Origin of the sequence: Actibacterium sp. XHP0104 (assembly GCF_025751515.1) — a bacterium.
GTDB lineage: Bacteria > Pseudomonadota > Alphaproteobacteria > Rhodobacterales > Rhodobacteraceae > Actibacterium_D.
This window is the reverse complement of sequence record NZ_JAOWLE010000008.1, coordinates 96919-121070: the sequence shown is the minus strand read 5'-3', so window position 1 is coordinate 121070 and position 24152 is coordinate 96919. Positions and strand designations below refer to the sequence as shown.

Here is a 24152-nt window from a genome sequence, read left to right as displayed (position 1 = left end):
CGGTGAACGCGGCGGCCTTTTCGTCATTGCCCGCATAGGTCGCGGCAACCTCATAGCCCGCGGCCTTCAGCGCTTTCGAAATCGCTTCGCCGATGCCACGCGATCCGCCGGTGACGAGTGCAACTCTTGCCATGGTATCCTCCAGTCTGGCAGTATTATTCAGAAATGTTGTTACCCAACGGCGGTAACATTCGCAACATTGTTGCAACATTATTTAATACGCAGGGTCACTTTTTTCCCTGAATGCGAAAAGGGCGCCCCGAGAGGCGCCCTTTTGCTGTTGATGTCGGTTTTGGCTTAGGGCCGTTCAAGGCACATGGCCACGCCCATGCCGCCGCCGATGCACAGCGTGGCAAGGCCTTTTTTGGCGTCGCGACGCTTCATCTCGAACAGCAGGGTGTTGAGGATGCGGCAGCCCGAGGCACCGATCGGGTGGCCGATGGCGATGGCGCCACCGTTCACGTTCACGATCGACGGATCCCAGCCCATGTCCTTGTTCACGGCGCAGGCCTGGGCGGCAAAGGCTTCGTTGGCTTCGACCAGGTCCAGGTCACCCGCGGCCCAGCCGGCCTTGTCCAGCGCCTTGCGCGAGGCATAGATCGGGCCGACGCCCATGATCGACGGGTCAAGGCCAGCGGTGGCGTAGGACGCAATGCGGGCCAGCGGTTCCAGGCCGCGTTTCTCGGCCTCGTCGGCGCTCATCAGCAGGACGGCGGCGGCGCCGTCGTTGATGCCCGAGGCGTTGCCTGCGGTGACCGAGCCGTCGCGGGTAAAGGCGGGGCGCAGTTTCTGCATGCTTTCGACCGTGGCGCCGTGGCGGATGTATTCATCGGCGTCGACGATGATCTCGCCCTTGCGGGTCTTGACGGTGAAGGGGGCGATTTCGTCGACGAACTTGCCGGCCTTCTGCGCGGCTTCGGCCTTGTTCTGCGAGGCGGCGGCGAATTCGTCCTGCTGATCGCGGCTGATCTGCCACTGTTCGGCGACGTTTTCGGCGGTCTGACCCATGTGGTAGCCGTTGAACGCATCCCACAGGCCGTCACGGATCATCGAGTCGATGAACTTGACGTCGCCCATTTTATGGCCGGCACGCAGGTGCGCGACATGGGGGCTGAGCGACATGTTTTCCTGGCCGCCGGCGATCACGATCGACGAATCGCCCAGTTGCACATGCTGCGCGGCCAGAGCGACCGAGCGCAGGCCCGAACCACAGACCTGGTTGATGCTCCAGGCCGAGGCCTCTTTGGGCAGGCCGGCATTGATATGGGCCTGGCGGGCGGGGTTCTGGCCCTGGCCGCCGGTCAGCACCTGGCCCAGGATGGTTTCAGATACTTCCGACTTGTCGATCCCGGCGCGGGCAACGACAGCCTCGAGCACCGCGGCACCCAGATCATGGGCGGGAACGGCGGCAAAAGAGCCGTTGAAGCTGCCCACGGGTGTGCGCGCAGCGGATACGATCACTACGTTGGTCATTTTTGTCCTCTCCGTTTGCCACGGGGGGAGGATTCGGCGGAGGATGCCGGTAGCCCCGTGGGACGGGAAAAACCGATAATAGGTTCGGGATGCTCGCGCAACAAAATTATGCTGCAAGCGCGAAATGCGGTGTTTTATTCTAAGCGCGTTTGCGTTTTGGCACCTCTTCACGCCAGGGTGGGCGGATCGTGGGGGCGGCAAAGTAATATCCCTGCATGCAATCAATGCCAGCCTCTTGAAGGAATTGCGCGTCGGTCGCGTTCTCGACGCTTTCGGCGACGGTGAACATGTCGAAATGGCGCCCGATGGAAATCAGGGCGCAGGTCAGCACCTGATTGTCGGGGTTGTCGGCAATACCGCGGATGAACTGGCCGTCGATCTTGAGGATGTCGAAATAGAATTCGCGCAGGTAGCTGAACGAGGTGAACCCGGCGCCAAAGTCATCGAGTGCGAAGGATATCCCCTTTTTCTGGCAGTCGCGCATGAACACGGTCACCAAGTCTGGCATCAGCATGGCCGAGCTTTCGGTGATTTCCAGGATCAGGCGTTCGCCCAGCGTGGCGTCGCCCGACAGCGCCTTGTTGAGGATGCGATTCCAGCGCGGATAGCCGATCGAGCGGGCGGACATGTTGATGGCCAGCCGCAGCGAGGGCGAGCGCGCCAGTTCGCGCAGCCCCAGCCGCAGGGCGGCACAGTCGATTTCGCGCCCCAGCTCTGAGGATTCGACCGCGTTGATGAACAGGCGGGCGGGGATGACCCGGCCATTGGGGTCGAGAATGCGAATGAGACCTTCGTAGAACGCCACCTTGCCCGGATCGCGTGCGGCCATGACCGGTTGATAGGCCAGCATGACATCGCCCTTGTTCAGCGCCCGCCGCACCGCCGACAGGGCATCGGCATCGCGCGCCGACACGGCGGCGGCCAGCGGGTTGTCATCGACGCCGCGCGTGGCGGGTTCATCGGTTTTGTCGCGATTCTTCATCGTGGTCCCCGGTTTGGCTTGGGGTCACAATGGCGGCCTACCTCTTAAAGAGAGGCTAATATTCGCATTTTGTTCTAATTTTACGGATTTATCCGTTCGCGCCGATCAGCGCGGTGATGATCGCCTTGGCGCTGTCGCTGTCCCATTCGGCGTCACCATGCAGCCGCGCGATTTCCTGGCCTTCGCGGTCAAGGATGATCGTGATCGGCAGGCCCATCACCGCCATCTCGCGGGCGAATTGTTGTTTGGGGTCACGCAGCATGGTCAGGTTGTCGACGCCGATCTCGCCCATGAATTTCTGGATGCTCGGCACCGGGTTTCGCCCGACGGCAATGGTGACGACCTGAAAGTCATCGCCACCCAGTTCGGTTTGCAGGTTGCCAAGGCCGGGCATTTCCTTGCGGCAGGGTGCGCACCAGGTGGCCCAGAAATTGACCAGCACCACCTTGCCCTTGAACTCATCAAGGCCGCGCGGGGTATCGGTCATGTCGATCAGCGCGGCGGCGGGTAGCTCGACCGGGGCGCGGTGCAGGTTCAGCTTGGCCATCGAGCCGCTGCGCAGGGCCTCGACCGCGGCCATATCGGCCAGCGCAGCATTTGCACCCAGCGCAAGGGCCGTGTAGAGGACGATAAACCTGAACCAGCGCATTTTCCCTCCGAGGGCAGACTATGACCAAGACCAGCTCGAACGCCATGTGGGGCGGCCGCTTTGCCGCCGGACCCGATGCTATCATGGAGGCGATCAACGCCTCGATCGGATACGACAAGCGCATGGCAGCCCAGGATATCCAGGGTTCGCGCGCCCATGCGGCGATGCTGGCCGCACAGGGTATCATCACAGATACCGATGCAGCGGCCATTCGGGAAGGGCTGCTCACGGTCTTGTCAGAGATCGAGGCCGGATCGTTCGAATTTTCGACCGCGCTGGAAGACATTCACATGAATGTCGAGGCGCGCCTGAAAGAGATCATCGGCGAACCTGCCGGTCGCCTGCACACCGCCCGGTCGCGCAACGACCAGGTGGCGACCGATTTCCGCCTGTGGGTGCGCGATCAGATCGACGCCGCCATTTCGGGGCTGAACGCGCTAATCCGGGCGCTGCTGACCCAGGCCGAGGCCGGGGCCGACTGGGTGATGCCGGGCTTTACCCATTTGCAAACCGCGCAGCCGGTGACCTGGGGCCATCACATGATGGCCTATGTCGAGATGTTTGGCCGCGACATGTCGCGCTTTTCTGACGCCCGCGCGCGGATGAATGAATCGCCGCTGGGATCGGCCGCGCTGGCGGGCACGTCTTTCCCGATCGACCGGCATATGACGGCCGAGGCGCTGGGCTTTGACCGCCCGACCGCCAACAGCCTGGATGCCGTGTCGGACCGCGATTTCGCGCTGGAATTCCTGGCCGCCTCGTCGATCTGTGCCATGCACCTGTCGCGCTTTGCCGAGGAACTGGTGATCTGGTCCTCGGCCCAGTTCCGCTTTGTCACCCTGTCCGACCGGTTCTCGACCGGCTCGTCGATCATGCCGCAGAAAAAGAACCCCGACGCGGCGGAACTGATCCGCGCCAAGGTGGGGCGGATTTTCGGGTCGAACGTGGCGCTGATGATGGTGATGAAGGGCCTGCCGCTGGCCTATTCCAAGGACATGCAGGAAGACAAGGAACAGGTCTTTGACGCCGCCGACAACCTGATGCTGGCGCTGGCCGCGATGGAAGGCATGGTCAAGGACATGTCGGCCAACCGGCCCAGCCTTGAGGCCGCCGCCGGGTCCGGTTTCAGCACCGCGACCGATCTGGCCGATTGGCTGGTGCGGGCGCTGAACATGCCGTTCCGCGATGCGCATCATGTCACCGGCGCGCTGGTCGCGCTGGCCGAAAGCAAGGGCTGTGATTTGCCCGACCTGACGCTGGCCGACATGCAGGGCGTGCACGGCGCGATCACGGACGAGGTGTTCGGCGTGCTGGGCGTGCAGAACTCGGTCGCCAGCCGCGTGTCCTATGGCGGCACCGCGCCCGCCCAGGTGCGGGCCCAGATCGCCCGCTGGCAAGAGAAACTGGCATGAAGCTCGCCGCTGCCCTGATGGCCCTGCTGGCCCTGGCCGCCTGCGGTGTCGATGGCCCGCCCGAGCGGCCCGTGGCCCGCGCGCAATTGAGTGAAGGTTAAACCCCGATGGATCATTTCCTTTATCGTGACGGCGAACTTTACGCCGAAGACGTGTCGGTGCGCGATATCGCGCGGTCGGTCGGCACGCCGTTCTATTGCTATTCCACCGCCACGCTGACCCGCCATTTCACCCTGTTCGATCAGGCGCTGGATGGCATGGATCACCTGGTTTGCTATGCGATGAAGGCCAATTCCAACCAGGCGGTTCTGCGCCTGATGGCCAGCCTGGGTGCGGGCGTTGATGTGGTCTCGGGCGGCGAATATGCCCGTGCCCGTGCCGCCGGGTTCGATGGCGACAAGATCGTCTTTTCCGGCGTCGGCAAGACCCGCGAGGAAATGCGCGCCGCGCTGAGCGGCGGCATCCGCCAGTTCAACCTGGAATCCGAGCCCGAGATGCACCGCCTGAACGCGGTCGCACTGGAACTGGGCGTCGTGGCCCCCGTCACCGTGCGGGTGAACCCCGATGTCGACGCCAAGACCCACGAGAAAATCGCCACCGGCAAATCGGAAAACAAGTTCGGCATCCCGATCGCCCGCGCGCGTGAGGTTTACGCCGAGATCGCCAAGCTGCCCGGGTTGCGGGTGGTGGGGATCGACGTGCATATCGGCAGCCAGCTGACCGATCTGGAACCTTTCCGACAGGCCTATCGCAAGGTTGCCGACCTGACCCGCGCCCTGCGCTCTGACGGGCATGAGATCATCCGCCTTGATCTGGGCGGCGGTCTGGGCATCCCCTATGAGCGCACCAATACCGCGCCGCCGCTGCCCGTCGAATACGGCGCCATGGTGCGCGAGGAGCTGGGCGATCTGGGCTGCGAGATCGAGATCGAACCGGGCCGCCTGATCGCGGGCAATGCCGGCATTCTGGTGACCGAGGTCGTCTATGTGAAACATGGCGAGGGCCGCGATTTCCTGATCGTCGATGCGGCGATGAACGATCTGGTGCGCCCGGCGATGTATTCGGCCCATCACGACATCGTGCCGGTGATCGAGGCCACCGCCGGGGCCGAGCAAACCCCCTATGACGTGGTTGGCCCGGTTTGCGAAACCGGTGACACATTCGCCAAGCAGCGCAACCTGCCCGCGCTGGCCGAGGGCGATCTGGTCGCCTTTCGCTCGGCCGGGGCCTATGGCGCGGTGATGGCGTCGGAATATAACACCCGGCCGCTGATCCCCGAGGTGCTGGTGCGGGATGATCAGTTCGCCGTGATCCGCGAACGCCCCAGCTATGAGCAGATCATCGCGCGCGATATCGTGCCCGACTGGCTGTAAGCCGCCGATCAAACTCGCGTCAGGGGTGGGGCTAGTCCTTTGATCCGCCCCAATTCCGCGCTAGCATCCGGTTAGCGGGGCCTTTCGCCCCGCCGGATGGATGTATGAGTGATCTGAACGCCCTGCGATCCGAGGCCGACAAGATGCTGGCCCGCCCCCTGCGCCTGACGCGTTGGGGCATGGCAGCCGAGCGGTTCACGCGTGCCTTCTGGCCGCTGTGGTCGGTGCTGTTCTTTTCCTTTTCACTGCTGGCGCTGGGCGTGCAACATCTGCTGCCCGGATGGGTGGTGCTGGCGGCCTTGTGGTTGGCCGGGTTCGGCGCGGTTGTGGCGCTGTTTCGCGGCGTGGCGGCGTTTCGCTGGCCCAGCCTGTCTGATGCCCGCGCCCGGCTGGATCACAGCCTGCCCGGCCGCCCGCTGTCGGCCCTGTCCGACCAACAGGCAATCGGCGCCGGCGATGCGCACAGCCGCGCGGTGTGGCAGGTGCACCTGTCGCGCATGGCGGCGCGGGTGCGGCAGGCGCGTGCCGTGCCGCCCGATCTGCGGTTGGCCACGCGCGATCCTCTGGGGCTGCGCTATGTGGCGGCGACGGCGCTGGCGGTGGCGGTGCTGTTCGGGTCGCTCGGGCAGGTGCGCGATGTGTCGGTGATCAAGGCCGATGGCTCGGCCTTGGCGGCTGGCCCGTCATGGGAGGGCTGGGCCGAACCGCCGCGCTATACCGCGCTGCCAACGATTTACCTCAATGACATCGACGGGGGCGAGCTGAGCTTGCCGCAGGGCAGCCGCATCACGCTGCGCCTGTATGGCACGCCCGGCGATTTGACGATCCGCCAGGATCTGTCGGCAACCGCCCCGCAGGCCGATACGATCGGCCAAAGTTTCGACGTGGCGCGCGGCGGCACGCTGGCTGTCGATGGCCCCGGCGGGCGTGAATGGGCAGTGGTGATGCAGCCCGACGGCCCGCCCGGCGTCACCGTTCTGGGCGCGCCCGAATGGGCCGCCGATGGCGGGATGCAGCTGCCCTTTGCGGCGCGCGACGATTTCGGCGTGGTGGCCGGGCAGGCGACGATCCGGCTGGATCTGCCGCAGGTGCCGCGCCTGCACGGGCTGGCCGCAGCGCGCGAACCGCGCGAGCCGCTGGTGCTGGACCTGCCGCGCCCGCTGCGCGGCGATCCGACCGGATATGAGGAATACCTGATCGACAACCTGTCCGATCATCCCTGGGCCGGGCTGCCGGTGACGATCTCGCTGGCGGTGCAGGATGCGCGCGGGCAACAGGGCGTTTCCGGGCTGGATGCGATGGTGCTGCCGGGGCGGCGGTTCTTTGACCCGCTGGCGCGCGCGATCGTCGAACAGCGGCGCGACCTGCTGTGGACGCGCGACAATGGCCTGCGTACGGGGCAGATCCTGCGCGCGGTCAGCCATCGCCCCGAGGGGCTGTTTCGCGACAGTGCTGATTACCTGAAACTGCGCACCGCGATCCGCCAGCTTGAGGCCGGGATGCTGGACGGTCTCAGCCACGAGGCCCGCAACGAGGTGGCGCTGGCGCTGTGGGAACTGGCGCTTGAGCTGGAGCTGGGCGATCTCGACGATGCGCGCGAACGGCTGGAGCGTGCACAGGAGCGCCTGTCCGAGGCGATGCGCAACGGCGCCAATGACGATGAAATCGCCGCCCTGATGCAGGAATTGCGCGAGGCCATGCAAGATTACATTCGCCAGCTGGCCGAGCAGCAACAATCGGATGATCAACAGATGTCCGAGATGGACCCGAATGCGCAGATGATGACGGCCGATCAGCTGCAACAGATGATGGACCGCATCCAGGAGCTGATGGAAGAAGGCCGCATGGCCGAGGCGCAGATGCTGATGGATCAGCTGATGCAGATGATGCAGAACATGCAGCTTGCCCAGGTTCCGGGCGGGCAGGGCCCCGAAGGGCAGGCGATGCAGGGGTTGTCGAACACGCTGCGCGATCAGCAACAGCTGTCGGATGACGCCTTTGGCCAGTTGCAGGACCGCTTCAACCCCAATGGCCGGCCCGGTGAGGGTAACCAGCAACAGGGCGACCGCCCCGGCGAGGGCGGCGAGGGCAGTCTGGCCGATCAGCAGCAGGCGCTGCGCGATCAGCTGGAGCAGCAGCGCCGCCAGATGCCCGGCATGGGCGGCGACGAGGCCGAGGCGCTGCGCCAACAGCTGGACCGCGCCGGCCGCGCGATGGAGCGGGCCGAGGAAAAGCTGCGTCAGGATGATCTGGCTGGCGCGCTGGACGATCAGGCCGAGGTGATGGATTCGCTGCGCGAGGGCATGCGCAGCCTCAGCGAATCCATGGCGCGCCAGCAACAGCAGCAGGGCGCAACGGGGCTGGCGCAGGGCGGGCAGGGGCCGATGGGCCAGCGCGATCCGTTGGGCCGCGATCTGGGCAGCAATGGCCAGGAAGGCGGCGACGGTCAGTTCCGCCAGGGCGGCCTTGCCGACAACCGGGCGCGCGACCTGATGGATGAAATTCACCGGCGCTCGCAGGACCAGACCCGCCCCGAGGCCGAGCTGGATTACCTGCGCCGTCTGCTGGATTGGTTCTGATCAGCCGCCCGAGGCGTTGTTCAGCGCCCCGGTCGCGCGGCGCATCACGCCCAGAACCGTGCCGTTGACGCCTTCGCGCAGATTGTTCACCCCATCGACATAGCCGCTGAGCACCGGGGCCAGGCCGGGCGAGATATGCGCCAGCTTGGGCGCGGCGACATAGACCGCCGCGGCCAGCGCGCCGATCAGCAGGGCGGCGCCAAAGCCGCGGCCAAAGCCCCCGCGCTTGCGCGGCAGGGGGTCGTTTTCCAGAACCGGCGCGTCCGGGTCGGCCTCGATCAGCGCGCGGTCAGAGGTGGCGCGCAGGGTGGAATTGATTTCCTCGATATCCGGCAAGAGATCACGCCGGGCCGTCGGGCGGGCGGGTTTCGCGGGTTCGGTGCCGGCGCCGCGCAGGCGCGCGACACGCTCGCGCAGGTTGGCCGCCATGCCACCGCCGGTCGCGGCGGGGGCCGGTTCGTCCAGGCCCAGATCGGGCTGGCTTTCCAGCGGCGCGGCGGTCTGCGCCTCGGTACGGCGGGCGACGGCCTCGCGCTCGGCCTCTTCGCGCAGAACGTCGAGGATGCTGTCATCCAGGGCCTTGCGGCGCGGGGCCGGGGTCAGCATGGGTTCGTCGATCAGCTCGTGGTCGTCCTCGTCATGCAGGGCGGCCAGATCTTCGGGCTCTTCGGGGTCGACCGGATCGTATTCGTCATCGTCGGGAAGATAGAAATCCGACTCGTCCTCGACCGGCATGTCGGGGATGTTGTCTACCGGTTCGGCAGCCGCCTGAAACCAGGTATGCCCACAGGCCGAGCATTGCACATCACGTCCCTCGGCGGGGATCATGGCGTCATCAACTTCGTATTGGGCGTCGCAATTCGGGCAAATAAGCCTCATACCTGTCCCCGTCGCACCTGCTCGTGTCGTTTTATCGGCTCATGATGTATCACCATCGTGGAAAATTCAAAACCTTTACCGTGCGCGCAATTGAAACCCCGCGTCCACTGGGGCAAAACAGCCGCAACCAACCGCGGAGACAGGCGTGATCGAGCTGGAAAATGTGGCCCACAGCTATGGTGGGGGCGACCTGCTGACCGAGGTCGGCCTGACGCTGGCGCCGGGGTCGTTCCACTTTCTGACCGGCCCGTCGGGCGCGGGCAAGACCACGCTGCTGCGGCTGTGCTATGGCGAGCTGATCCCCAGCGCGGGCAATGTGCGGCTGTTCGGTCAGGATGTGCGGCAGATGTCGCGCGACGACCTGGCGCGCACCCGCCAGCGCATCGGCGTGGTGCACCAGGATTGCCAGTTTCTTAACCATCTGCCCCTGTCCGAGAACGTCGCCCTGCCGCTGATCGTATCGGGCCGCGAGGCCGAGGCCGACCCCGCCAACCTGCGCGAGCTGCTGCACTGGGTTGGGCTGTCGCGGCAGGCCGATGCCTTGCCGCCGGAACTGTCGGGAGGCGAGCGTCAGCGCGCCGCGCTGGCGCGGGCGGTGATCATGTCGCCCGACGTGATTCTGGCCGATGAGCCCACCGGTAACGTCGATTGGGAGATGTCGCTGAGGCTGCTGCAATTGCTGGTCGAGCTGAACAAGATGGGCAAGGCCATCCTGATCGCCACCCATGATCTGAACCTGATCCGCGCCGCCAAGGCCCAGGTCGCGGCGCGAGTGCTGCGGATCAAGGATCGGCGGTTGCTGCAGGCGGGGGCAAATCTATGAACGGCGTTCTCGATCAGATGCTGGCGGTTCTGGCCGGTGACCGGCAGGCCGACCGCGTGGTGCCGCCCACCGGGTTTACCGCGCGGCTGACGATTTTCACGGCCGGGGCGATGGCGTTTCTGGCGGTGTTCGCGCTGGCGTTGTCGATGGCGTCTGGGCGGCTGGCCGATCGCTGGGCCGATGCGCTGGCGCGCACGGCGACGGTGCGGATCTCGGCGCCGCAGGGGCAGATGCAGGCCCAGACCGACGCGGTGATGGCGATCTTGTGGACAACGCCCGGCGTGGCCGACCCGCGCGTCCTTAGCGCCGAGGAGCAGCGCGCCCTGCTGGCGCCGTGGTTCGGGCCCGACCTGCCGGTAGATCGGCTGCCCCTGCCGCAACTGGTTGAATTGACCGAGACCGAAGACGGGTTCGATGCCGAGGCGCTGCGGCTGCGGCTGGCGGCCGAGGCGCCGGGTGCGGTGTTGGACGATCACGCGCGCTGGCGGCGTCCGTTGGTGCGGGCGGCCGACCGGCTGCGGCTGTTGGGGCTGGTGTCGATCGGGCTGATCGGGTTGGCGACGGCGGCGATGATCACCCTGTCGGCCAATGCCGCGCTGGCGGCGAATGCGCAGGTGATCCGGGTGCTGCGGATGGTGGGCGCGCGCGATGTCTATATCGCCCGCGCCTTTGTGCGCCGGTTCGCGGGGCGGGCCTTGCAGGGCGCGGCGGCGGGCACCCTTGTGGGCATGATTGCCGTGGCTCTGTTGCCCGGAGCCGACCCGGCGGGCGGGTTCCTGACCGGGTTGGGCTTTCAGGGCTGGGGGTGGATCGTGCCGCTTTTCATCCCGCCGCTTGCGGCAATGGTTGCATTCTGGGCCACTCGTGCGGCAGCATTCCGAATGTTAACGGAGATGACCTGATGGCCTATGCTTGGCGCTGGCTGCGCTCTTTGCTGTTCGTGGGGCAGATGTATCTGATGATGCTTGTGTTCGGGCTGCTCTATACGGTGCCGGCGCTGTTCTCGCGCGACTGGGCGTTTCGGGCGATCCACGCCTATTGCCGCTGGGTGCGCTGGACGGCGGGCTGGATGGTCGGCCTGCGGTCCGAGGTGCGGGGCGAGGTGCCCGACGACGAGGTGCTGGTGGCGTCAAAGCATCAGTCGTTCTTTGATATCATCATCATCGTTTCGGCCCTGCCGCGGCCCAAGTTCATCATGAAAAAGGAACTGCTGCGCGCGCCGATCCTGGGCTGGTATGCCAAGCGGATCGGTTGTGTTCCGGTCGATCGGGGCAAGCGTGGGCACGCGATCAAGGAAATGGTCAAGGCCGTGCATGCCACCCGGCAGGAACCGGGGCAGCTGATCATCTATCCGCAGGGCACGCGCGTGGCGCCCGGGGTCGAGCGGCCCTACAAGATCGGCACCGGGGTGCTGTATTCGCAGCTGAAAGAGGATTGCGTGCCCGCCGCCACCAATGTGGGGGTGTTCTGGCCGCGCACCGGCATCTATCGCAAGCCGGGCCTGGCGGTGGTCGAGTTCCTGCCGCGCATCGGGTCGGGCCAGCCGGTCGATGCCTTCATGGAAGAGCTGGAACATGTGATCGAAACCGCCTCGGACGCGCTGATGGCCGAGGCGGGGTTCAAGGCGCCCTAGGCGGTGCGGATCTGGTACAGACCCAACCCCGCCAGCAACAGCGTCACGCCGGACACAACGGTGCGCACCATGTTCCAGAACTGCCAGCGCGGCGAATAGTCGGCCCAGATATGCGCCGCGGCCTCGGGTGTATCGGGGATGGTGACCGCCGCAAGGGCCTCGTTCATCGGCACGTTGACCGACATGGTCAGGAACAGCCCGCCCGCCAGATAGATCAGCCCGGCCAGCCCGAAAGCCGCCGCCGCCGCGCGCCGCCCGGCGTTGCGGGCCAGCAGCGCGGTTGCCAGCAACACGAAGGGCGTGCCGAAAAAGGCCGGCGCAAAGACCGCGTTGCGCACCGAGGCGTTCATCGCCTGCATCGCCGAAATGGCGACGCGCGGGTCGGCGGCATCCAGCCCCCACATGGTCGAACAGACCCAGGCGTAGAAGAACCCGAAAATCGCGCCCGAAAACAGCAGCGAGGCAAAGCCCATCAGGGGCAGGGAAAGGGGCATGGTGCAACTCCGTCAAAACAAAAACCGCCCCTGATACGTATCAGGGGCGGTGTTCTGTCGCCATGCCGGCGAATTATGTCAGGCGGCCAGGCCCTTGCTGCCGATCGACAGGAATTTCTGGCGGCGGTCCTTGACCAGCGCCTTGCGATCCATGCCCTTGAGCGCGTCCAGCATCGACTGGATTTCCTTGCCCACGGCCTGGATGGTGGCCTTGCGGTCGCGCTGGGCGCCTCCCAGCGGTTCCTTGATGATCGTGTCGATCACGTTCAGCTTTTTCAGATCCTGCGCGGTCAGGCGCATGGCCTCGGCGGCCTCGCGCATCTTTTCGGCGTCTTTCCACAGGATCGAGGCACAGCCCTCGGGGGTGATGACCGAATAGACCGAATGTTCCAGCATCGCGACGCGGTTGGCGCTGGCAAAGGCCACGGCCCCGCCCGACCCGCCTTCGCCGATGATGACCGACACCAGCGGCACGCCGATTTCCAGGCATTTCTGGGTGCTGCGGGCGATGGCCTCGGACTGGCCGCGTTCCTCGGCGCCCTTTCCGGGATAGGCGCCGGGCGTGTCGACCAGCGTGACCACCGGCAGGTTGAACCGGTCGGCCAGATCCATCAGGCGGACGGCCTTGCGATAGCCCTCGGGGCGGGCCATGCCGAAATTGTGCTCGATCCGGGTGTGGGTGTCATAGCCCTTTTCCTGGCCGATCACGACCACGGGCTGGTCGTTGAACCGCGCCAGGCCGCCCATCACGGCCAGATCCTCGGCAAAGTTGCGGTCGCCGGCCAGCGGGGTGAATTCGGTGAACAGCGCCTCGACATAGTCGCGGCAATGCGGTCGGTCGGGGTGACGCGCCACCTGGCATTTGCGCCAGGGCGTCAGGTTGGCATAGAGATCTTTCAGCAGGGTCTCGGCCTTGCGATCCAGCGCCGAGGCCTCTTGTTTGACATCCATCTCGGAGTTGGTTGCCGCCATGGCGCGCAGCTCTTCGGCCTTGTTTTCGATTTCGGCAAGCGGCTTTTCAAATTCGAGATAATGCATCAGGTTACTCCTGCTCGTGATCGGTGATTATATGACCCGCCGCTTTGGGTTTTGCAACCGATGGCGCGCAGATGCAGCAAAGGTTTGGCCCCTACGAATGAGTTTGGTCGAGATACAGCAAGCGCCCGCATTGCGGGTTGCGGGGGTGGTGCATGCGGGGCCGTTTCACCTGATCGGCAAGGCGTTTGACCGGCTGCACGGCTATCTGGCCGCAGATGCGCCGGGCGACGGTCTGATCGCGGTTTACTGCGCGCGCGATCAATGGGCGCTGGCCGGGGTGGTGCTGCCCGATGGGCGCGCCGCTGCCCGATGGGCTGACAGAGCTGGCGATTCCCGCCGGGCGGGCCGGGGTGATGACCGTGCGCGGCCCCTATGATCAGCTGGAAGGCGCCTGGAAACAGCTGGCGGGTATCTGGCCCGCCACGGCCCAGATGCGGCCACGCGGGGTGATCAGCTATGAGCGATATCACAACACCCCCGACCACAGCCGCCCCGAGGATCTGGTGACGCGCCTGTATCTGCCGGTGGAATGAAAAACGGGGCCGCAAGGGCCCCGTTTGGTGTTGGTTCGTGCCGGTGATCAGCTGTTTGCGATCATTTCCGACTGGCGCACGATGACCTCGGCCTGTTTGATCGAGGCGATGTCGACCAGGCGGCCCTTGTAGACGGTGGCGCCTTCGCCGCGGGCCTTTGCGGCCTCCATGGCTTCCAAGATCTCGCGGGCTTCGGCAACGGCCTCGGCCGAGGGGGTGAAGACCTCGTTGGCCAGGGCCACCTGCTTGGGGTGGATCGCCCATTTGCCGACCATGCCCAGCGTGGCCGAGCGACGCGCCTGGGCGCGATAGCCTTCGTCGTCGCTAAAGTCGCCGAACGGGCCATCGACCGGCAGCACGCCATGGGTGCGGCAGGCGGCGACGATGGCGGCCTGGGCCCAGTGCCACGGGTCCGACCAGTATTTGGCGCCGTCGCGCAGCATGTAATAGTTTTCCTGCGTCCCGCCGATGCCGGTGGTCTGCATCCCCATCGAGGCGGCAAAGTCGGCCGCGCCCAGGCTCATGGCTTGCAGGCGGGGGCTGGAGGCGGCGATTTCCTCGACATGCGCCACACCGGCGGCGGATTCGATGATCACCTCGAACGAGATCGGTTTCTTGCGGCCCTTGGCGCGCTCGATCGCGGTGACCAGCGCGTCAACGGCATAGATGTCGGCCGCGCAACCCACTTTGGGGATCATGATCTGGTCAAGCCGGTCGCCGGCCTGTTCCAGCAGGTCAACCACGTCGCGATACCAATAGGGCGTGTCCAGACCGTTGATCCGCACCGACAGGTACTTGTTGCCCCAATCCACGTCGCCGATGGCCTGAATGATATTCTTGCGGGCCTCGGGCTTGTCGTCGGGGGCGACGCTGTCTTCGAGGTCAAGGTTGATCACGTCGGCGGCGCTGGTGGCCATCTTTTCAAAGATGGCAGGGCGCGAGCCGGGGCCGAACAGTTGGCAACGGTTCGGACGGGCCGGGGCGGCGGGCTGGATGCGAAAGCTCATGGGCGGTCCCTTCGGTAAGGAAGTTACGTTTGTGTTCGGGCTTTCGATAGAATATTGCGTGCGCGCCTTCAAGCCATCTTTTGCAGCCGCAGAATTGCGTACATTTCTGATCCGGGGCGGGGGTGTTGCCTCTGGCTGAGGGCCTGGGGCGCGGATATGGTCGCGGCCGGGGGAACCACCATGGAACTGACGGTCACGACCGAACACTTTCAGCTGGCGCAGGCCTTTACCATCTCGCGCGGGTCCAAGACCCGGGCCGAGGTGCTGACCGTGCATCTGCGCGATGGCGATCACCTTGGCCGGGGCGAATGCGTGCCCTATGCGCGCTATGGCGAAACGCTGGACAGTGTGACGGCGCAGATCCGGGCGCTGTCGATGCCGCTGAACCGGGCGGCGCTGCAATCGGCGCTGCCCGCCGGGGCGGCGCGCAATGCGGTGGATTGCGCCCTGTGGGATCTTGAGGCCAAGCGCGCTGGTGCGCGCGTGTGGGATCTGGCCGGCCTGCCCGCGCCGGTGCCGCAGATCACCGCCTATACCCTGTCGCTGGACTGTGCCGACAATATGCGGGCGGCGGCGGCGGCGAATGCACACAGGCCGGTGCTGAAAATCAAGCTGGGCACGCCCGACGACATGCCACGGCTAGAGGCCGTGCGTGCCGGTGCCCCCGATACGCGCATCATCGTCGATGCCAACGAGGGCTGGGATGCCGGCACCTATGCCGCTCTGGCGCCGCATCTGCTGCGGCTGGGCGTGGTGGCGGTTGAACAGCCGCTGCCCGCAGGCGCCGATGACATGCTGGCCGAGATCGCGCGCCCTGTGCCTGTGGTGGCGGATGAATCCTGTCATGATCGCGCCTCGTTACCCGCGCTGCTGGGCAAGTATGACATGGTGAACATCAAGCTGGACAAGACCGGCGGCCTGACCGAGGCGCTGGCCACGCGCGATCAGGCGCGCGATATGGGGTTTGGCGTCATGGTCGGCTGCATGGTCGGCAGCAGCCTGGCGATGGCGCCCGCGACCCTGATCGCGCAGGGGGCAGACCTGACAGACCTTGACGCGCCGCTGCTTCTGTCCGAAGACCGCGACACACCTTTGTATTATGACGCCGCCGGGGTGCATCCGCCACGCGCGGCGCTTTGGGGCTGACGGGAGATTGACATGAGCCGCATCGTTTACGTGAACGGGGACTACCTGCCTGAGCAAGAGGCCAAGGTTTCGATTTTCGACCGGGGTTTCCTGATGGCGGATGCGGTTTACGAGGTCACCGCCGTGCTGGGCGGCAAGCTGACTGATTTCGACGGCCATGCCGCGCGGCTGGAACGCTCGTTGGGCGAGCTGGGGATGAAAATGCCCATGACCCGCGATGAGCTGTTGGACATTCACCGCGAGCTGGTCTCGCGCAACGACCTGGTCGATGGCGGCATCTATCTGCAAATCACCCGTGGCGCGCCCAATGACCGCGATTTTGCTTTCCCGCCGGCCGACACGCCGCAGACCGTGGTGCTGTTCACCCAGTCCAAGCCCGGCCTGGCCAACAGCCCGGCGGCGAAAAAGGGCATCAAGGTGATCTCTATCGACGATCTGCGCTGGGGCCGCCGCGACATCAAGACGGTGCAGCTGCTGTATCCGTCGATGGGCAAGATGATGGCGCTGGCCGCCGGGGCGGATGACGCCTGGATGGTCGAAGATGGCAAGGTCACCGAGGGCACCAGCAACAACGCCTATATCGTCAAGGACGGCAAGATCATCACCCGCGAGCTGAGCCATGACATTCTGCACGGCATCACCCGTGCCGCTGTGCTGCGCTATGCCAAAGAGGCGCAGATGACCGTCGAAGAGCGCGCCTTTACCGTCGAAGAGGCCCAGGCCGCCGACGAGGCATTCATCACCTCGGCCTCGGCCTTTGTGATGCCGGTGGTGGAAATCGACGGCGCCGCGATCGGCGATGGCACGCCGGGGCGCGTCGCGTCGCGCCTGCGCGAGATCTACCTTGAGGAAAGCATCAAGGCCGCGATCTAAGGCTGTTGGGGAGGGGCCGTTAAGGCGTCGGCCCCCCCGATCCCGCAGTCGCCAGAAGGAAAAATCGACATGCGCGGAACCAGAGAGGCCGACCAGGGAAAAAACTTCTTTGGAAACAACTTCGCCTTACAACGCATTGATCTGGGCGTGTTGCCTCTATCGAGTCAAATTCACGTCCAGATCGCGCTTTTTCACCGAACAGTTTCGATCATTTGTGCCGATTGTCGCCAATGCGCGGGCAATCGCTCACAGAATCGTTAGGGCGCCGTCCACACGGTGATGTGGGGGCTGACCAGGTTGGGGTCGGTGATGCCCTGGATGATCACGATCTCTTGGCCCGCCAGTTTCACCGACAGCGCGTTCTCGCCGGGGATGGCGGTGACCTCGGGGGTAGGCAGTGCCATCGCGCCGAACGTGTCGGGATCAAGCGTCAGCAACAGCTCCTCGCCGGACACATAATCGGTGATGACCACCGGTTCGTCGTCGAACTCATCGACCCAGATATCGAACGTATCCATGCCGTCGTCGCCGGTGACGGTATCGCCGTCATCTACTGACAGGTAATCGGCGCCAAAACCGCCGTTGACGGTGTCAGAAGATTGGGCGCTGCCGGCGGCATCGACCGAAGAGATAAAGTCATCGTCCGAATTGCCGTTCAGCGTGTTGGTGCCGTGGAAATCAAGGATAAGATCAGTGCCGGGCCCGCCGATCACCGTGTCATTGCCGCCCAAGGTCGAGGTTTTCAGATTGACCAGGTCGAGATCCTGAAGCCCTTCGTAATAAGAGCTTTTGCCCGACAGATACGAGATAACGTCGTCGCCGGCGTTGGTGTCAACGCCATCGCCCAGGAACAGCGTGTCGTCGCCCTGACCACCCACGACCTGGTCGTCGCCGTCGTCGCCGCGCATGACGTCGTCGCCGGCCCCGCCATAGCCCCGGTCGTCGCCGAGGCCCAGATCGATAAAATCATCGCCGTTCAGGCCGCGGACAATGTCGTGACCGTCGCCAGCCAGGATGCTGTCGTCGCCCTGAGTGCCGGTCAGGTTGTCGTCGCCGTCGGTGCCGTCGATATCCTTGCCAGAGTCGCTGTCGTCGCCGCCGCCGCCCAGACCACCTACCATCAGGGCTGTGCCCGCTATGCCCAGCAAGAGAATTAGATACACGATTGCAACCCCTTATACATTTCGAAACATCTATGTGTTGTCGCGCATAGATTGTCAATAATTGGGGCGCGCAACCGTTCCAATGCGGAAACAATGCGCCGACCTAAGGCGCTTTGTGGCCGCTTTCGCGAATGACTCAATCTTTGGTAGATTCGACGTTCTCGCGGAACGCCACCTCGAAGGCGGCCTGTTGTTCGGGGGTGGATTCGGTCTGGAACTGCGCTTTCCAGTCGTCATAGGGCATGCCGTAGAACGCCTCGCGGCCCTCGTCCTTGGACATGTCGATGCCGCGTTCGTTGGCGGCCTCTTGATACCAGCGGCTCAGGCAGTTGCGGCAGAATCCGGCCATGTTCATCAGGTCGATGTTTTGCACGTCGGTCCGGTCCTCTTGCAGGTGCTTGCGCAGGCGGCGAAAGGCGGCGGCTTCGAGTTCGATACGGGTCCGGTCGTCCATGGGTGGTCTCCTTTACAGGCCGGTATGGGGCAGCACCTCTGTCAGGATGCGGGCCAGCCGGTCGGCCCAGGCGTTTTGCTGGGCCTCGGTTTTGATCAGGTCATTTCGCAGCTCGATCAACGTGCTGGGGCGGCCCTGGGTTTCGGCGTGGCGGTCGATGCTGTCGCCGGGCAGGTGGCCGCCATAGGGTTCGTTCTCTCCCACGCAAAGATCAGATTCGCAGCGCAGCCGCGAGATCAGCGGGCGCGCCAGCCGTTGATCGGCGGCATGCAGGATGCCCACATGCCAGGGCCGGGGCGGGCGGCCGTTCAGGCGGGGCGTATAGCTGTGGATCGCGACGATGATCACGTCCTTGCGCCGCGCGGCCATGCGCGCGACGGCATCATGATAGGGGCGATAAAAGGCCTGTTTGCGGCGCTCGATCTCGGCCTCGTCGATGCGGGCGTTGCCGGGGATGATCGTGCCGTCATAGAGTTTCATCACCAGCGTCGGGTCATCTTCGCCCCGGTTCGGGTCGATCACCAGGCGCGAGAAATTCGACATCACCACCGGCGCGTTCAACGCCGCGCCCAGGCCCAGAGACACGCCCTTGGCGCCGGGGTCATAGGCGATGTGACGGGCCATGTCTTCGGGGTGAACGCCCAGGCTGCCCCCGGCCACGCATTGCGGCACGGTATTGGCGGCATGATCGCAGGTGATCAGCCAGCGCGCGGGGCGGTCTTCGCCGATGATTTCGAACGGGTGATAAGTCATCACGGTGTCACCTTTCCGGGTCACACCCCGATCTATGCCACCGATGGGCAAAGCGCCAGTTGCTCTTGGCACTGTTAGCGCCTATCAATCAGGAAAAACGGGGCGTAGCCGCATGTTGCGCCACAAAACAGAGAGGTCAGCGGATGAAACCCCACAAGAACGTCAAGATCGTCGCCACCCTGGGGCCCGCGTCCAACGATTACGACATGATCCGCGCCCTGTTTGAGGCCGGCGCCGACGTGTTTCGCCTGAACATGAGCCATGGCTCGCATGACGAGATCCGCGCGCGCCATCAGATCATCCGCCAGATCGAGGCCGACCTGGATCAGCCGATCGCCATTCTGGCCGATCTTCAGGGGCCGAAGCTGCGTTGCGGGGTGTTTTCGGGCGACAGCGAAGAGCTGATCGAGGGGCAGGCGTTCCGCTTTGACCTTGATCCGGCCGATGGTGATGCCAGCCGCGTCTGCCTGCCCCATACCGAGATTTTCGCGGCCCTGCATCCGGGCGCGACGCTGTTGGTCAATGACGGCAAACTGCGCCTGCGGGTCGAGGCCTGCGGCCCCGATTTCGCCGATTGCACCGTGATCAACGGCGGCACGATTTCCAACCGCAAGGGCGTGAACGTGCCCGACGTGGTGCTGCCGCTGGCGGCGCTGTCGGAAAAGGACAAGGCCGATCTGGAGTTTGTCTGCGAGCTGGGCGTCGACTGGGTAGCGCTGTCGTTCGTGCAGCGCGCCGCCGATGTCGAAGAGGCCCGCCACCTGGTCAATGGCCGCGCCGCCGTCTTGTCGAAGATCGAGAAACCCGCCGCCGTGTCGGCCTTTCATGACATCCTGGCGGTGTCGGATGGCATCATGGTGGCGCGCGGCGACCTGGGCGTGGAGCTGCCGGTGCAGAACGTGCCCGCCATTCAGAAACGCCTGGTGCGCAGCTGCCGCGCTGCCGCCAAGCCGGTGATCGTCGCCACGCAGATGCTGGAAAGCATGATCGAAAGCCCGGTGCCCACCCGCGCCGAGGTGTCGGACGTGGCCACCGCGATCTACGAGGGCGCCGATGCGGTGATGCTGTCGGCCGAAAGCGCCGCTGGTGCCTATCCGGTTCAGGCCGTGACCACGATGTGCAATGTGGCGTTGGAAATCGAGGCGGATTCGACCTATCGCGAGGTGATCGAGGCCAGCCGCGGTGCATCCAGCCCCGGTGTCGCGGGCGGTATCGTCGCCGCCGCGCGCGAGATTGCCGAAACCGCTGATATCAAGGCGATCTGCTGTTTCACCCATTCCGGCACCACGGCCCTTTTGACCGCGCGCGAACGCCCGCGCGTGCCGATCATGGCGGTGACGCCCTTTGACCGCATCGCCCGGCGCCTGTGCCTGACCTGGGGCGTGACCTGTGTGGTGTCCGAAGAGGTCGACCGCTTCAAAGAGGCGGTGGTCAACGCGGTGCGCGCGGCGCTGAACGGGGGCTTTGCCACCAAGGACGACCAGATCGTCATCATGGCGGGCGTGCCCTTCAACGTGCCGGGCACCACGAACATCCTGCGTGTCGCCCCCTGTGACGAGCGTCAGATCTATCGCTCGGAACCGGAATAACCTGCAAAAACCGGGCCGAAACCCCTTGTCAGGCGGTTTTTCCGCGCTTATACGGCGCTCTCTATCCGCGTGACCGGCCAAAGTGGCATGCCGAGTCGTGCGTTAACCGTTCATCTACGAGGAGACGGAAATGCCCAAGATGAAGACGAAATCGAGCTGCAAAAAGCGGTTCAAGGTGACGGCCAACGGTCGCATCAAGACGGGTCAGGCCGGCAAACGCCACGGCATGATCAAGCGCACCACCAAATTCATCCGCACTGCACGCGGTACCACCACGCTGTCGGCTCCTGATGAGAAAATCATCAAGTCGATGATGCCGTATTCGCGCTAAGGAGGATTTGAGATGTCCCGAGTTAAAGGCGGTACCGTTACCCACGCTCGTCACAAGAAGGTTCTCAAGGCCGCCAAGGGCTATTACAGCGCCCGCAGCCGCACCTTCAAAACCGCGACCCAGGCCGTCGACAAGGCCAACCAGTACGCGACCCGTGACCGCAAGCAGCGTAAACGCAATTTCCGCGCCCTGTGGATCCAGCGTATCAACGCCGCCGTGCGCGCCCATGACGAAGCGCTGACCTATTCGCGTTTCATCAACGGCCTGTCGCTGGCCGGCATCGAGGTCGACCGCAAGGTTCTGGCCGACCTGGCCGTCAACGAACCCGCCGCTTTCGGCACGATCGTTGAAAAAGCCAAGGCCGCCCTGGCCTGATCAGCGCCCTGATCGAGATTTGAAAGCCGCCCTTTGGGGCGGCTTTTTTGTTGTCAGTTGCGGGCTTTGACAAAGGCCTCGATCTCTTCGCGCTTGGTCAGGGGCGCGAGCGCCGTGCCGGGAAAAAACAGGGTCAGGTTTTTCAGTTTCAGCACCGGCGACAGGTCGACCTCGGGCAGGTCGGGCGCGCGCAGCACGGTCAGGTTGCGCAGCTTGGGCAGGTAGGACAGATCCATCGGCTGTTGCGGCAGCGACAGCTCGCGCAGTTGGGTCATGCCGGCCAGCGCGCTGGTGTCCGAAACCGGGGTCAGCTTGAAATTCAGCTTGGTCAGTTTCGGCAGCCCGGCCAGCGGCGAGATGTCGGTGATGCGGGTTTCGTTCAGCACCAGATCATACAGCGACACGGCATCGGCCAGCGGGGTCAGGTCGCTGACGCTGGTGGCGGTCAGGTCCAGCTCTCGCAGCAGGGGTTTGTGCGCCAGCGCCGCGATATCCGCCACCGGGGCGCGCTTGGCGATCAGCATTTCCAGCGCGGCGGCATCTTCCAGCCCGGCCAGCGAGGTCACGCGCGTGCCATCCATGCGCAGGTGTTTCAGCGTGGTGTTGCCGGCCAGCGGCGACAGGTCGGTCACTGGCGCGTTCGAGATCCACAGGAATTCCAGCTGCGGCATGTTCGCCACCGGCGACAGGTCGGTCACATCGGTGTTGAACAGGATCAGCGTCTTGATCTGGGTCAGCCCCGTCAGCGGCCCGGTATCGGCCAGCGGCATGTCGATCAGTTGCAGCGATTCAAGGTTCACCAGGTTCTTGACCGGCGCATGGTCCAGTGTCTTGATCCCGCCGATCGTCAGCTGGGTCAGCCCGGTCATGCGCGACACCGGCGCCAGGTCGTTGGTCTGGGGGCGGAACAGCGACAGCGAGCGCAGCTTGGGCAGGGTCTCGATCGGTGACAGGTCGGGCACGATCGCATCGCCGATGGTCAGCCGTGCCAGCCCCGGCTGGCTGGCCAGAGGCGCCAGGTCGACCGGTTTGTCAAAGCGCAGGCTGGTCTGGATGTTCAGCGTTTCCAGCGCGGTGAACTGCGGCAGCAGCGACAGGTCATCGACGCCGTCGCCCAGTCGCAGGGTCAGCTCGGTCGCGTCAGGGGCGATGCAGTCTTTGCCGATATCGATACAGTCGGCGGCCGCGATGCCGGCGGCCAGGGTCCAAAGGGTGCAGGCGGTGATGAGATTGCGCAAAACGGGCATGGGGGAACTTTCAAACAGGAATACGCGCCCCGTTTATACGCCTTGCGGGCAACGGATAAAGGCCGTTTCCCCAACGGAGCTTGCATAGGGGGGCCGCATTGAGTAGCACCGCTGCGGACAAGGACTAGGGGCCAGAGCCATGGATGATCTGAAGCAGAAATATCTGGATGCCATCGCGGGCGCTGCGGATGAGGCGGCGCTGGAAACATTGCGCGTGCAGGCCGTCGGCAAAAAGGGCGAGATCAGCCTGAAAATGCGCGAGCTGGGCAAGATGACTCCCGAAGAGCGTCAGGTCATGGGCCCGGCGCTGAACGCGCTGAAAGATCAGATCAACGATGCGCTGGCACTGAAAAAGGCGGCGCTGGGTGACGCGGCGCTGAATGAGCGGCTGAAGACCGAATGGCTGGACATCACCCTGCCGTCGCGCCCCCGCCGTCAGGGCAGCATCCACCCCGTCAGCCAGGTCACCGAAGAGGTCACCGCGATTTTCGCCGACATGGGCTTTGCCGTGGCCGAGGGCCCGCAGGTCGAGGATGACTGGCACAATTTCGACGCGCTCAACATCCCGCCCGAGCACCCCGCCCGGCAAGAGCACGACACGTTCTACATGCACCGCGCCGCAGGCGACAATCGCCCGCCGCATGTGCTGCGCACCCATACCAGCCCCGTGCAGATCCGCGCGATGCAGGATCAGGGCGCGCCCATTCGCGTGATCGCGCCGGGCCGTGTGTATCGCTGTGACTATGACCAGACCCACACGCCGATGTTCCATCAGATCGAGGGCCTGGCGATCGACCGCGACATTTCCATGGCCAACCTGAAATGGGTGCTCGAGGAATTCTTTACCGCGTTTTTCGGCACCAGCGTCAAAACCCGGTTCCGTGCCTCGCATTTCCCGTTCACCGAGCCCTCGGCCGAGGTCGACATCCAGTGCAGTTGGCAGGACGGCACCGTCAAGGTGGGCGAGGGCAACGACTGGCTCGAGGTTCTGGGCAGCGGCATGGTGCATCCGAACGTCCTGCGCTCGGCCGGGGTGGACCCCGACGAATGGCAGGGCTTTGCCTTTGGCATCGGCATCGACCGTCTGGCCATGCTGAAATACGGCATCCCCGACCTGCGCGCGTTTTTCGACAGCGACCTGCGCTGGCTGCGCCACTATGGCTTTGCCGCGCTGGACATGCCGACCCTGCATGGGGGGCTTAGCCGCTGATGCCTGTTCTGTGCGAAACAGAGGATCACGCCCGACCCGAGGGGGGGCGTATCACGCCCGCCCTGGGGGGCGGGTCGGGCGTGATCCGGATCGCAAGCGATCCGGGGAAGGTTGCCGAACCCCAGGTTCCGGTAGC

At 64.9% G+C, this 24152-nt stretch carries 27 protein-coding genes; 15 read left to right on the top strand and 12 right to left on the bottom strand.

Annotation, left to right across the window (positions count from 1 at the left end; translation table 11 throughout):
* From OE856_RS12695 to OE856_RS12680, 4 genes are all read right to left on the bottom strand, one after another.
* On the bottom strand, nucleotides 1-133 hold a 133-nt coding region (locus tag OE856_RS12695; protein ID WP_263716514.1), incomplete at its 3' end, for an SDR family NAD(P)-dependent oxidoreductase.
* 164 nt (nucleotides 134-297) lie between these two features.
* Nucleotides 298-1473, bottom strand: coding sequence for an acetyl-CoA C-acetyltransferase (locus OE856_RS12690; RefSeq protein ID WP_263716503.1), 1176 nt, complete (start codon nucleotides 1471-1473; stop codon nucleotides 298-300).
* Between the two features lie 139 nt (nucleotides 1474-1612).
* Nucleotides 1613-2455 carry an EAL domain-containing protein gene (locus OE856_RS12685; RefSeq protein WP_263716502.1) on the bottom strand — a complete coding sequence of 281 codons (843 nt, stop codon included), beginning with the start codon at nucleotides 2453-2455 and terminating at the stop codon, nucleotides 1613-1615.
* A gap of 88 nt (nucleotides 2456-2543) precedes the next feature.
* Nucleotides 2544-3104: a TlpA family protein disulfide reductase gene (locus OE856_RS12680; RefSeq protein WP_263716501.1), complete on the bottom strand. Its 561-nt coding sequence runs from the start codon at nucleotides 3102-3104 to the stop codon at nucleotides 2544-2546.
* A gap of 20 nt (nucleotides 3105-3124) precedes the next feature.
* Between OE856_RS12680 and argH the strand changes: the two genes are divergently transcribed.
* The 4 genes from argH (at nucleotide 3125) to OE856_RS12660 (ending at nucleotide 8468) form a co-directional block, all read left to right on the top strand.
* Nucleotides 3125-4516 carry an argininosuccinate lyase gene (gene argH, locus OE856_RS12675; RefSeq protein WP_263716500.1) on the top strand — a complete coding sequence of 464 codons (1392 nt, stop codon included), beginning with the start codon at nucleotides 3125-3127 and terminating at the stop codon, nucleotides 4514-4516.
* On the top strand, nucleotides 4513-4617 hold the full coding sequence (locus OE856_RS12670; RefSeq protein ID WP_263716499.1) for a lipoprotein: 105 nt from the start codon (nucleotides 4513-4515) through the stop codon (nucleotides 4615-4617). The genes argH and OE856_RS12670 overlap by 4 nt, the downstream gene beginning before the upstream one ends.
* A gap of 6 nt (nucleotides 4618-4623) precedes the next feature.
* Nucleotides 4624-5889 carry a diaminopimelate decarboxylase gene (gene lysA, locus OE856_RS12665; protein WP_263716498.1) on the top strand — a complete coding sequence of 422 codons (1266 nt, stop codon included), beginning with the start codon at nucleotides 4624-4626 and terminating at the stop codon, nucleotides 5887-5889.
* A gap of 104 nt (nucleotides 5890-5993) precedes the next feature.
* Nucleotides 5994-8468, top strand: a complete 2475-nt coding sequence (locus OE856_RS12660) for a TIGR02302 family protein (protein WP_263716497.1) — start codon at nucleotides 5994-5996, stop codon at nucleotides 8466-8468.
* On the opposite strand, the gene OE856_RS12655 is transcribed toward OE856_RS12660, so the two are convergent.
* Entirely contained in the window at nucleotides 8469-9347 is an 879-nt protein-coding gene (locus tag OE856_RS12655) for a zinc-ribbon domain-containing protein (RefSeq protein WP_263716496.1), read from the bottom strand.
* A gap of 145 nt (nucleotides 9348-9492) precedes the next feature.
* Between OE856_RS12655 and OE856_RS12650 the strand changes: the two genes are divergently transcribed.
* Genes OE856_RS12650 through OE856_RS12640 form a run of 3 tightly spaced genes read left to right on the top strand, consistent with a single transcriptional unit; the run spans nucleotide 9493 to nucleotide 11803 of the window.
* Nucleotides 9493-10170 (top strand): cell division ATP-binding protein FtsE, encoded by a 678-nt coding sequence (locus OE856_RS12650; RefSeq protein WP_263716495.1) that lies wholly within the window; start codon nucleotides 9493-9495, stop codon nucleotides 10168-10170.
* Nucleotides 10167-11072, top strand: a complete 906-nt coding sequence (locus OE856_RS12645; RefSeq protein WP_263716494.1) for a cell division protein FtsX — start codon at nucleotides 10167-10169, stop codon at nucleotides 11070-11072. Before OE856_RS12650 ends, OE856_RS12645 begins: the two co-directional genes overlap by 4 nt.
* The gene (locus tag OE856_RS12640) at nucleotides 11072-11803 is read left to right on the top strand and encodes a lysophospholipid acyltransferase family protein (RefSeq protein ID WP_263716493.1); all 732 of its coding nucleotides are present in this window, start codon (nucleotides 11072-11074) and stop codon (nucleotides 11801-11803) included. Before OE856_RS12645 ends, OE856_RS12640 begins: the two co-directional genes overlap by 1 nt.
* Here OE856_RS12640 and OE856_RS12635 read toward each other — a convergent pair.
* Both OE856_RS12635 and OE856_RS12630 read right to left on the bottom strand, forming a co-directional pair.
* The gene (locus OE856_RS12635) at nucleotides 11800-12297 is read right to left on the bottom strand and encodes a DUF1772 domain-containing protein (RefSeq protein ID WP_263716492.1); all 498 of its coding nucleotides are present in this window, start codon (nucleotides 12295-12297) and stop codon (nucleotides 11800-11802) included. The two genes, OE856_RS12640 and OE856_RS12635, sit on opposite strands and share 4 nt — an antisense overlap.
* Nucleotides 12298-12375: 78 nt before the next feature.
* Complete coding sequence (locus tag OE856_RS12630) at nucleotides 12376-13335, bottom strand: acetyl-CoA carboxylase carboxyltransferase subunit alpha (RefSeq protein WP_263716491.1); 960 nt, start codon at nucleotides 13333-13335, stop codon at nucleotides 12376-12378.
* A gap of 97 nt (nucleotides 13336-13432) precedes the next feature.
* On the opposite strand from OE856_RS12630, the gene OE856_RS12625 reads away from it, so the two are divergent.
* Nucleotides 13433-13711 carry a hypothetical protein gene (locus OE856_RS12625; protein ID WP_263716490.1) on the top strand — a complete coding sequence of 93 codons (279 nt, stop codon included), beginning with the start codon at nucleotides 13433-13435 and terminating at the stop codon, nucleotides 13709-13711.
* Nucleotides 13689-13868, top strand: coding sequence for a GyrI-like domain-containing protein (locus OE856_RS12620; protein WP_263716489.1), 180 nt, complete (start codon nucleotides 13689-13691; stop codon nucleotides 13866-13868). The genes OE856_RS12625 and OE856_RS12620 overlap by 23 nt, the downstream gene beginning before the upstream one ends.
* Nucleotides 13869-13915: 47 nt before the next feature.
* On the opposite strand, the gene OE856_RS12615 is transcribed toward OE856_RS12620, so the two are convergent.
* Complete coding sequence (locus OE856_RS12615; RefSeq protein ID WP_263716488.1) at nucleotides 13916-14875, bottom strand: L-malyl-CoA/beta-methylmalyl-CoA lyase; 960 nt, start codon at nucleotides 14873-14875, stop codon at nucleotides 13916-13918.
* A 180-nt stretch (nucleotides 14876-15055) separates the two neighbouring features.
* Between OE856_RS12615 and dgcA the strand changes: the two genes are divergently transcribed.
* Nucleotides 15056-16021, top strand: a complete 966-nt coding sequence (gene dgcA / locus OE856_RS12610) for an N-acetyl-D-Glu racemase DgcA (RefSeq protein WP_263716487.1) — start codon at nucleotides 15056-15058, stop codon at nucleotides 16019-16021.
* Between the two features lie 12 nt (nucleotides 16022-16033).
* Complete coding sequence (locus OE856_RS12605; protein WP_263716486.1) at nucleotides 16034-16894, top strand: D-amino-acid transaminase; 861 nt, start codon at nucleotides 16034-16036, stop codon at nucleotides 16892-16894.
* A 257-nt stretch (nucleotides 16895-17151) separates the two neighbouring features.
* Here the strand turns inward: OE856_RS12605 and OE856_RS12600 are convergent, their stop codons facing one another.
* From OE856_RS12600 to OE856_RS12590, 3 genes are all read right to left on the bottom strand, one after another.
* Nucleotides 17152-18057: a calcium-binding protein gene (locus tag OE856_RS12600; protein WP_263716485.1), complete on the bottom strand. Its 906-nt coding sequence runs from the start codon at nucleotides 18055-18057 to the stop codon at nucleotides 17152-17154.
* A 136-nt stretch (nucleotides 18058-18193) separates the two neighbouring features.
* A complete protein-coding gene (locus OE856_RS12595; RefSeq protein WP_263716484.1) occupies nucleotides 18194-18511 on the bottom strand; it encodes a DUF1244 domain-containing protein in 318 nt (105 codons plus the stop codon).
* A 12-nt stretch (nucleotides 18512-18523) separates the two neighbouring features.
* Nucleotides 18524-19264 (bottom strand): N-formylglutamate amidohydrolase, encoded by a 741-nt coding sequence (locus OE856_RS12590; protein WP_263716483.1) that lies wholly within the window; start codon nucleotides 19262-19264, stop codon nucleotides 18524-18526.
* A gap of 143 nt (nucleotides 19265-19407) precedes the next feature.
* Here OE856_RS12590 and pyk point away from each other — a divergent pair, with 143 nt between their 5' ends.
* The 3 genes from pyk (at nucleotide 19408) to rplT (ending at nucleotide 21559) form a co-directional block, all read left to right on the top strand.
* Complete coding sequence (gene pyk / locus OE856_RS12585) at nucleotides 19408-20853, top strand: pyruvate kinase (protein ID WP_263716482.1); 1446 nt, start codon at nucleotides 19408-19410, stop codon at nucleotides 20851-20853.
* Between the two features lie 130 nt (nucleotides 20854-20983).
* Nucleotides 20984-21184: a 50S ribosomal protein L35 gene (gene rpmI / locus OE856_RS12580; RefSeq protein ID WP_263716481.1), complete on the top strand. Its 201-nt coding sequence runs from the start codon at nucleotides 20984-20986 to the stop codon at nucleotides 21182-21184.
* Nucleotides 21185-21196: 12 nt separating this feature from the next.
* Nucleotides 21197-21559 carry a 50S ribosomal protein L20 gene (gene rplT, locus OE856_RS12575; RefSeq protein WP_263716480.1) on the top strand — a complete coding sequence of 121 codons (363 nt, stop codon included), beginning with the start codon at nucleotides 21197-21199 and terminating at the stop codon, nucleotides 21557-21559.
* Nucleotides 21560-21612: 53 nt separating this feature from the next.
* Here the strand turns inward: rplT and OE856_RS12570 are convergent, their stop codons facing one another.
* Entirely contained in the window at nucleotides 21613-22806 is a 1194-nt protein-coding gene (locus OE856_RS12570) for a leucine-rich repeat domain-containing protein (RefSeq protein ID WP_263716479.1), read from the bottom strand.
* Between the two features lie 139 nt (nucleotides 22807-22945).
* Here OE856_RS12570 and pheS point away from each other — a divergent pair, with 139 nt between their 5' ends.
* A complete protein-coding gene (gene pheS, locus OE856_RS12565) occupies nucleotides 22946-24016 on the top strand; it encodes a phenylalanine--tRNA ligase subunit alpha (RefSeq protein WP_263716478.1) in 1071 nt (356 codons plus the stop codon).
* Nucleotides 24017-24152: the final 136 nt, after the last annotated feature.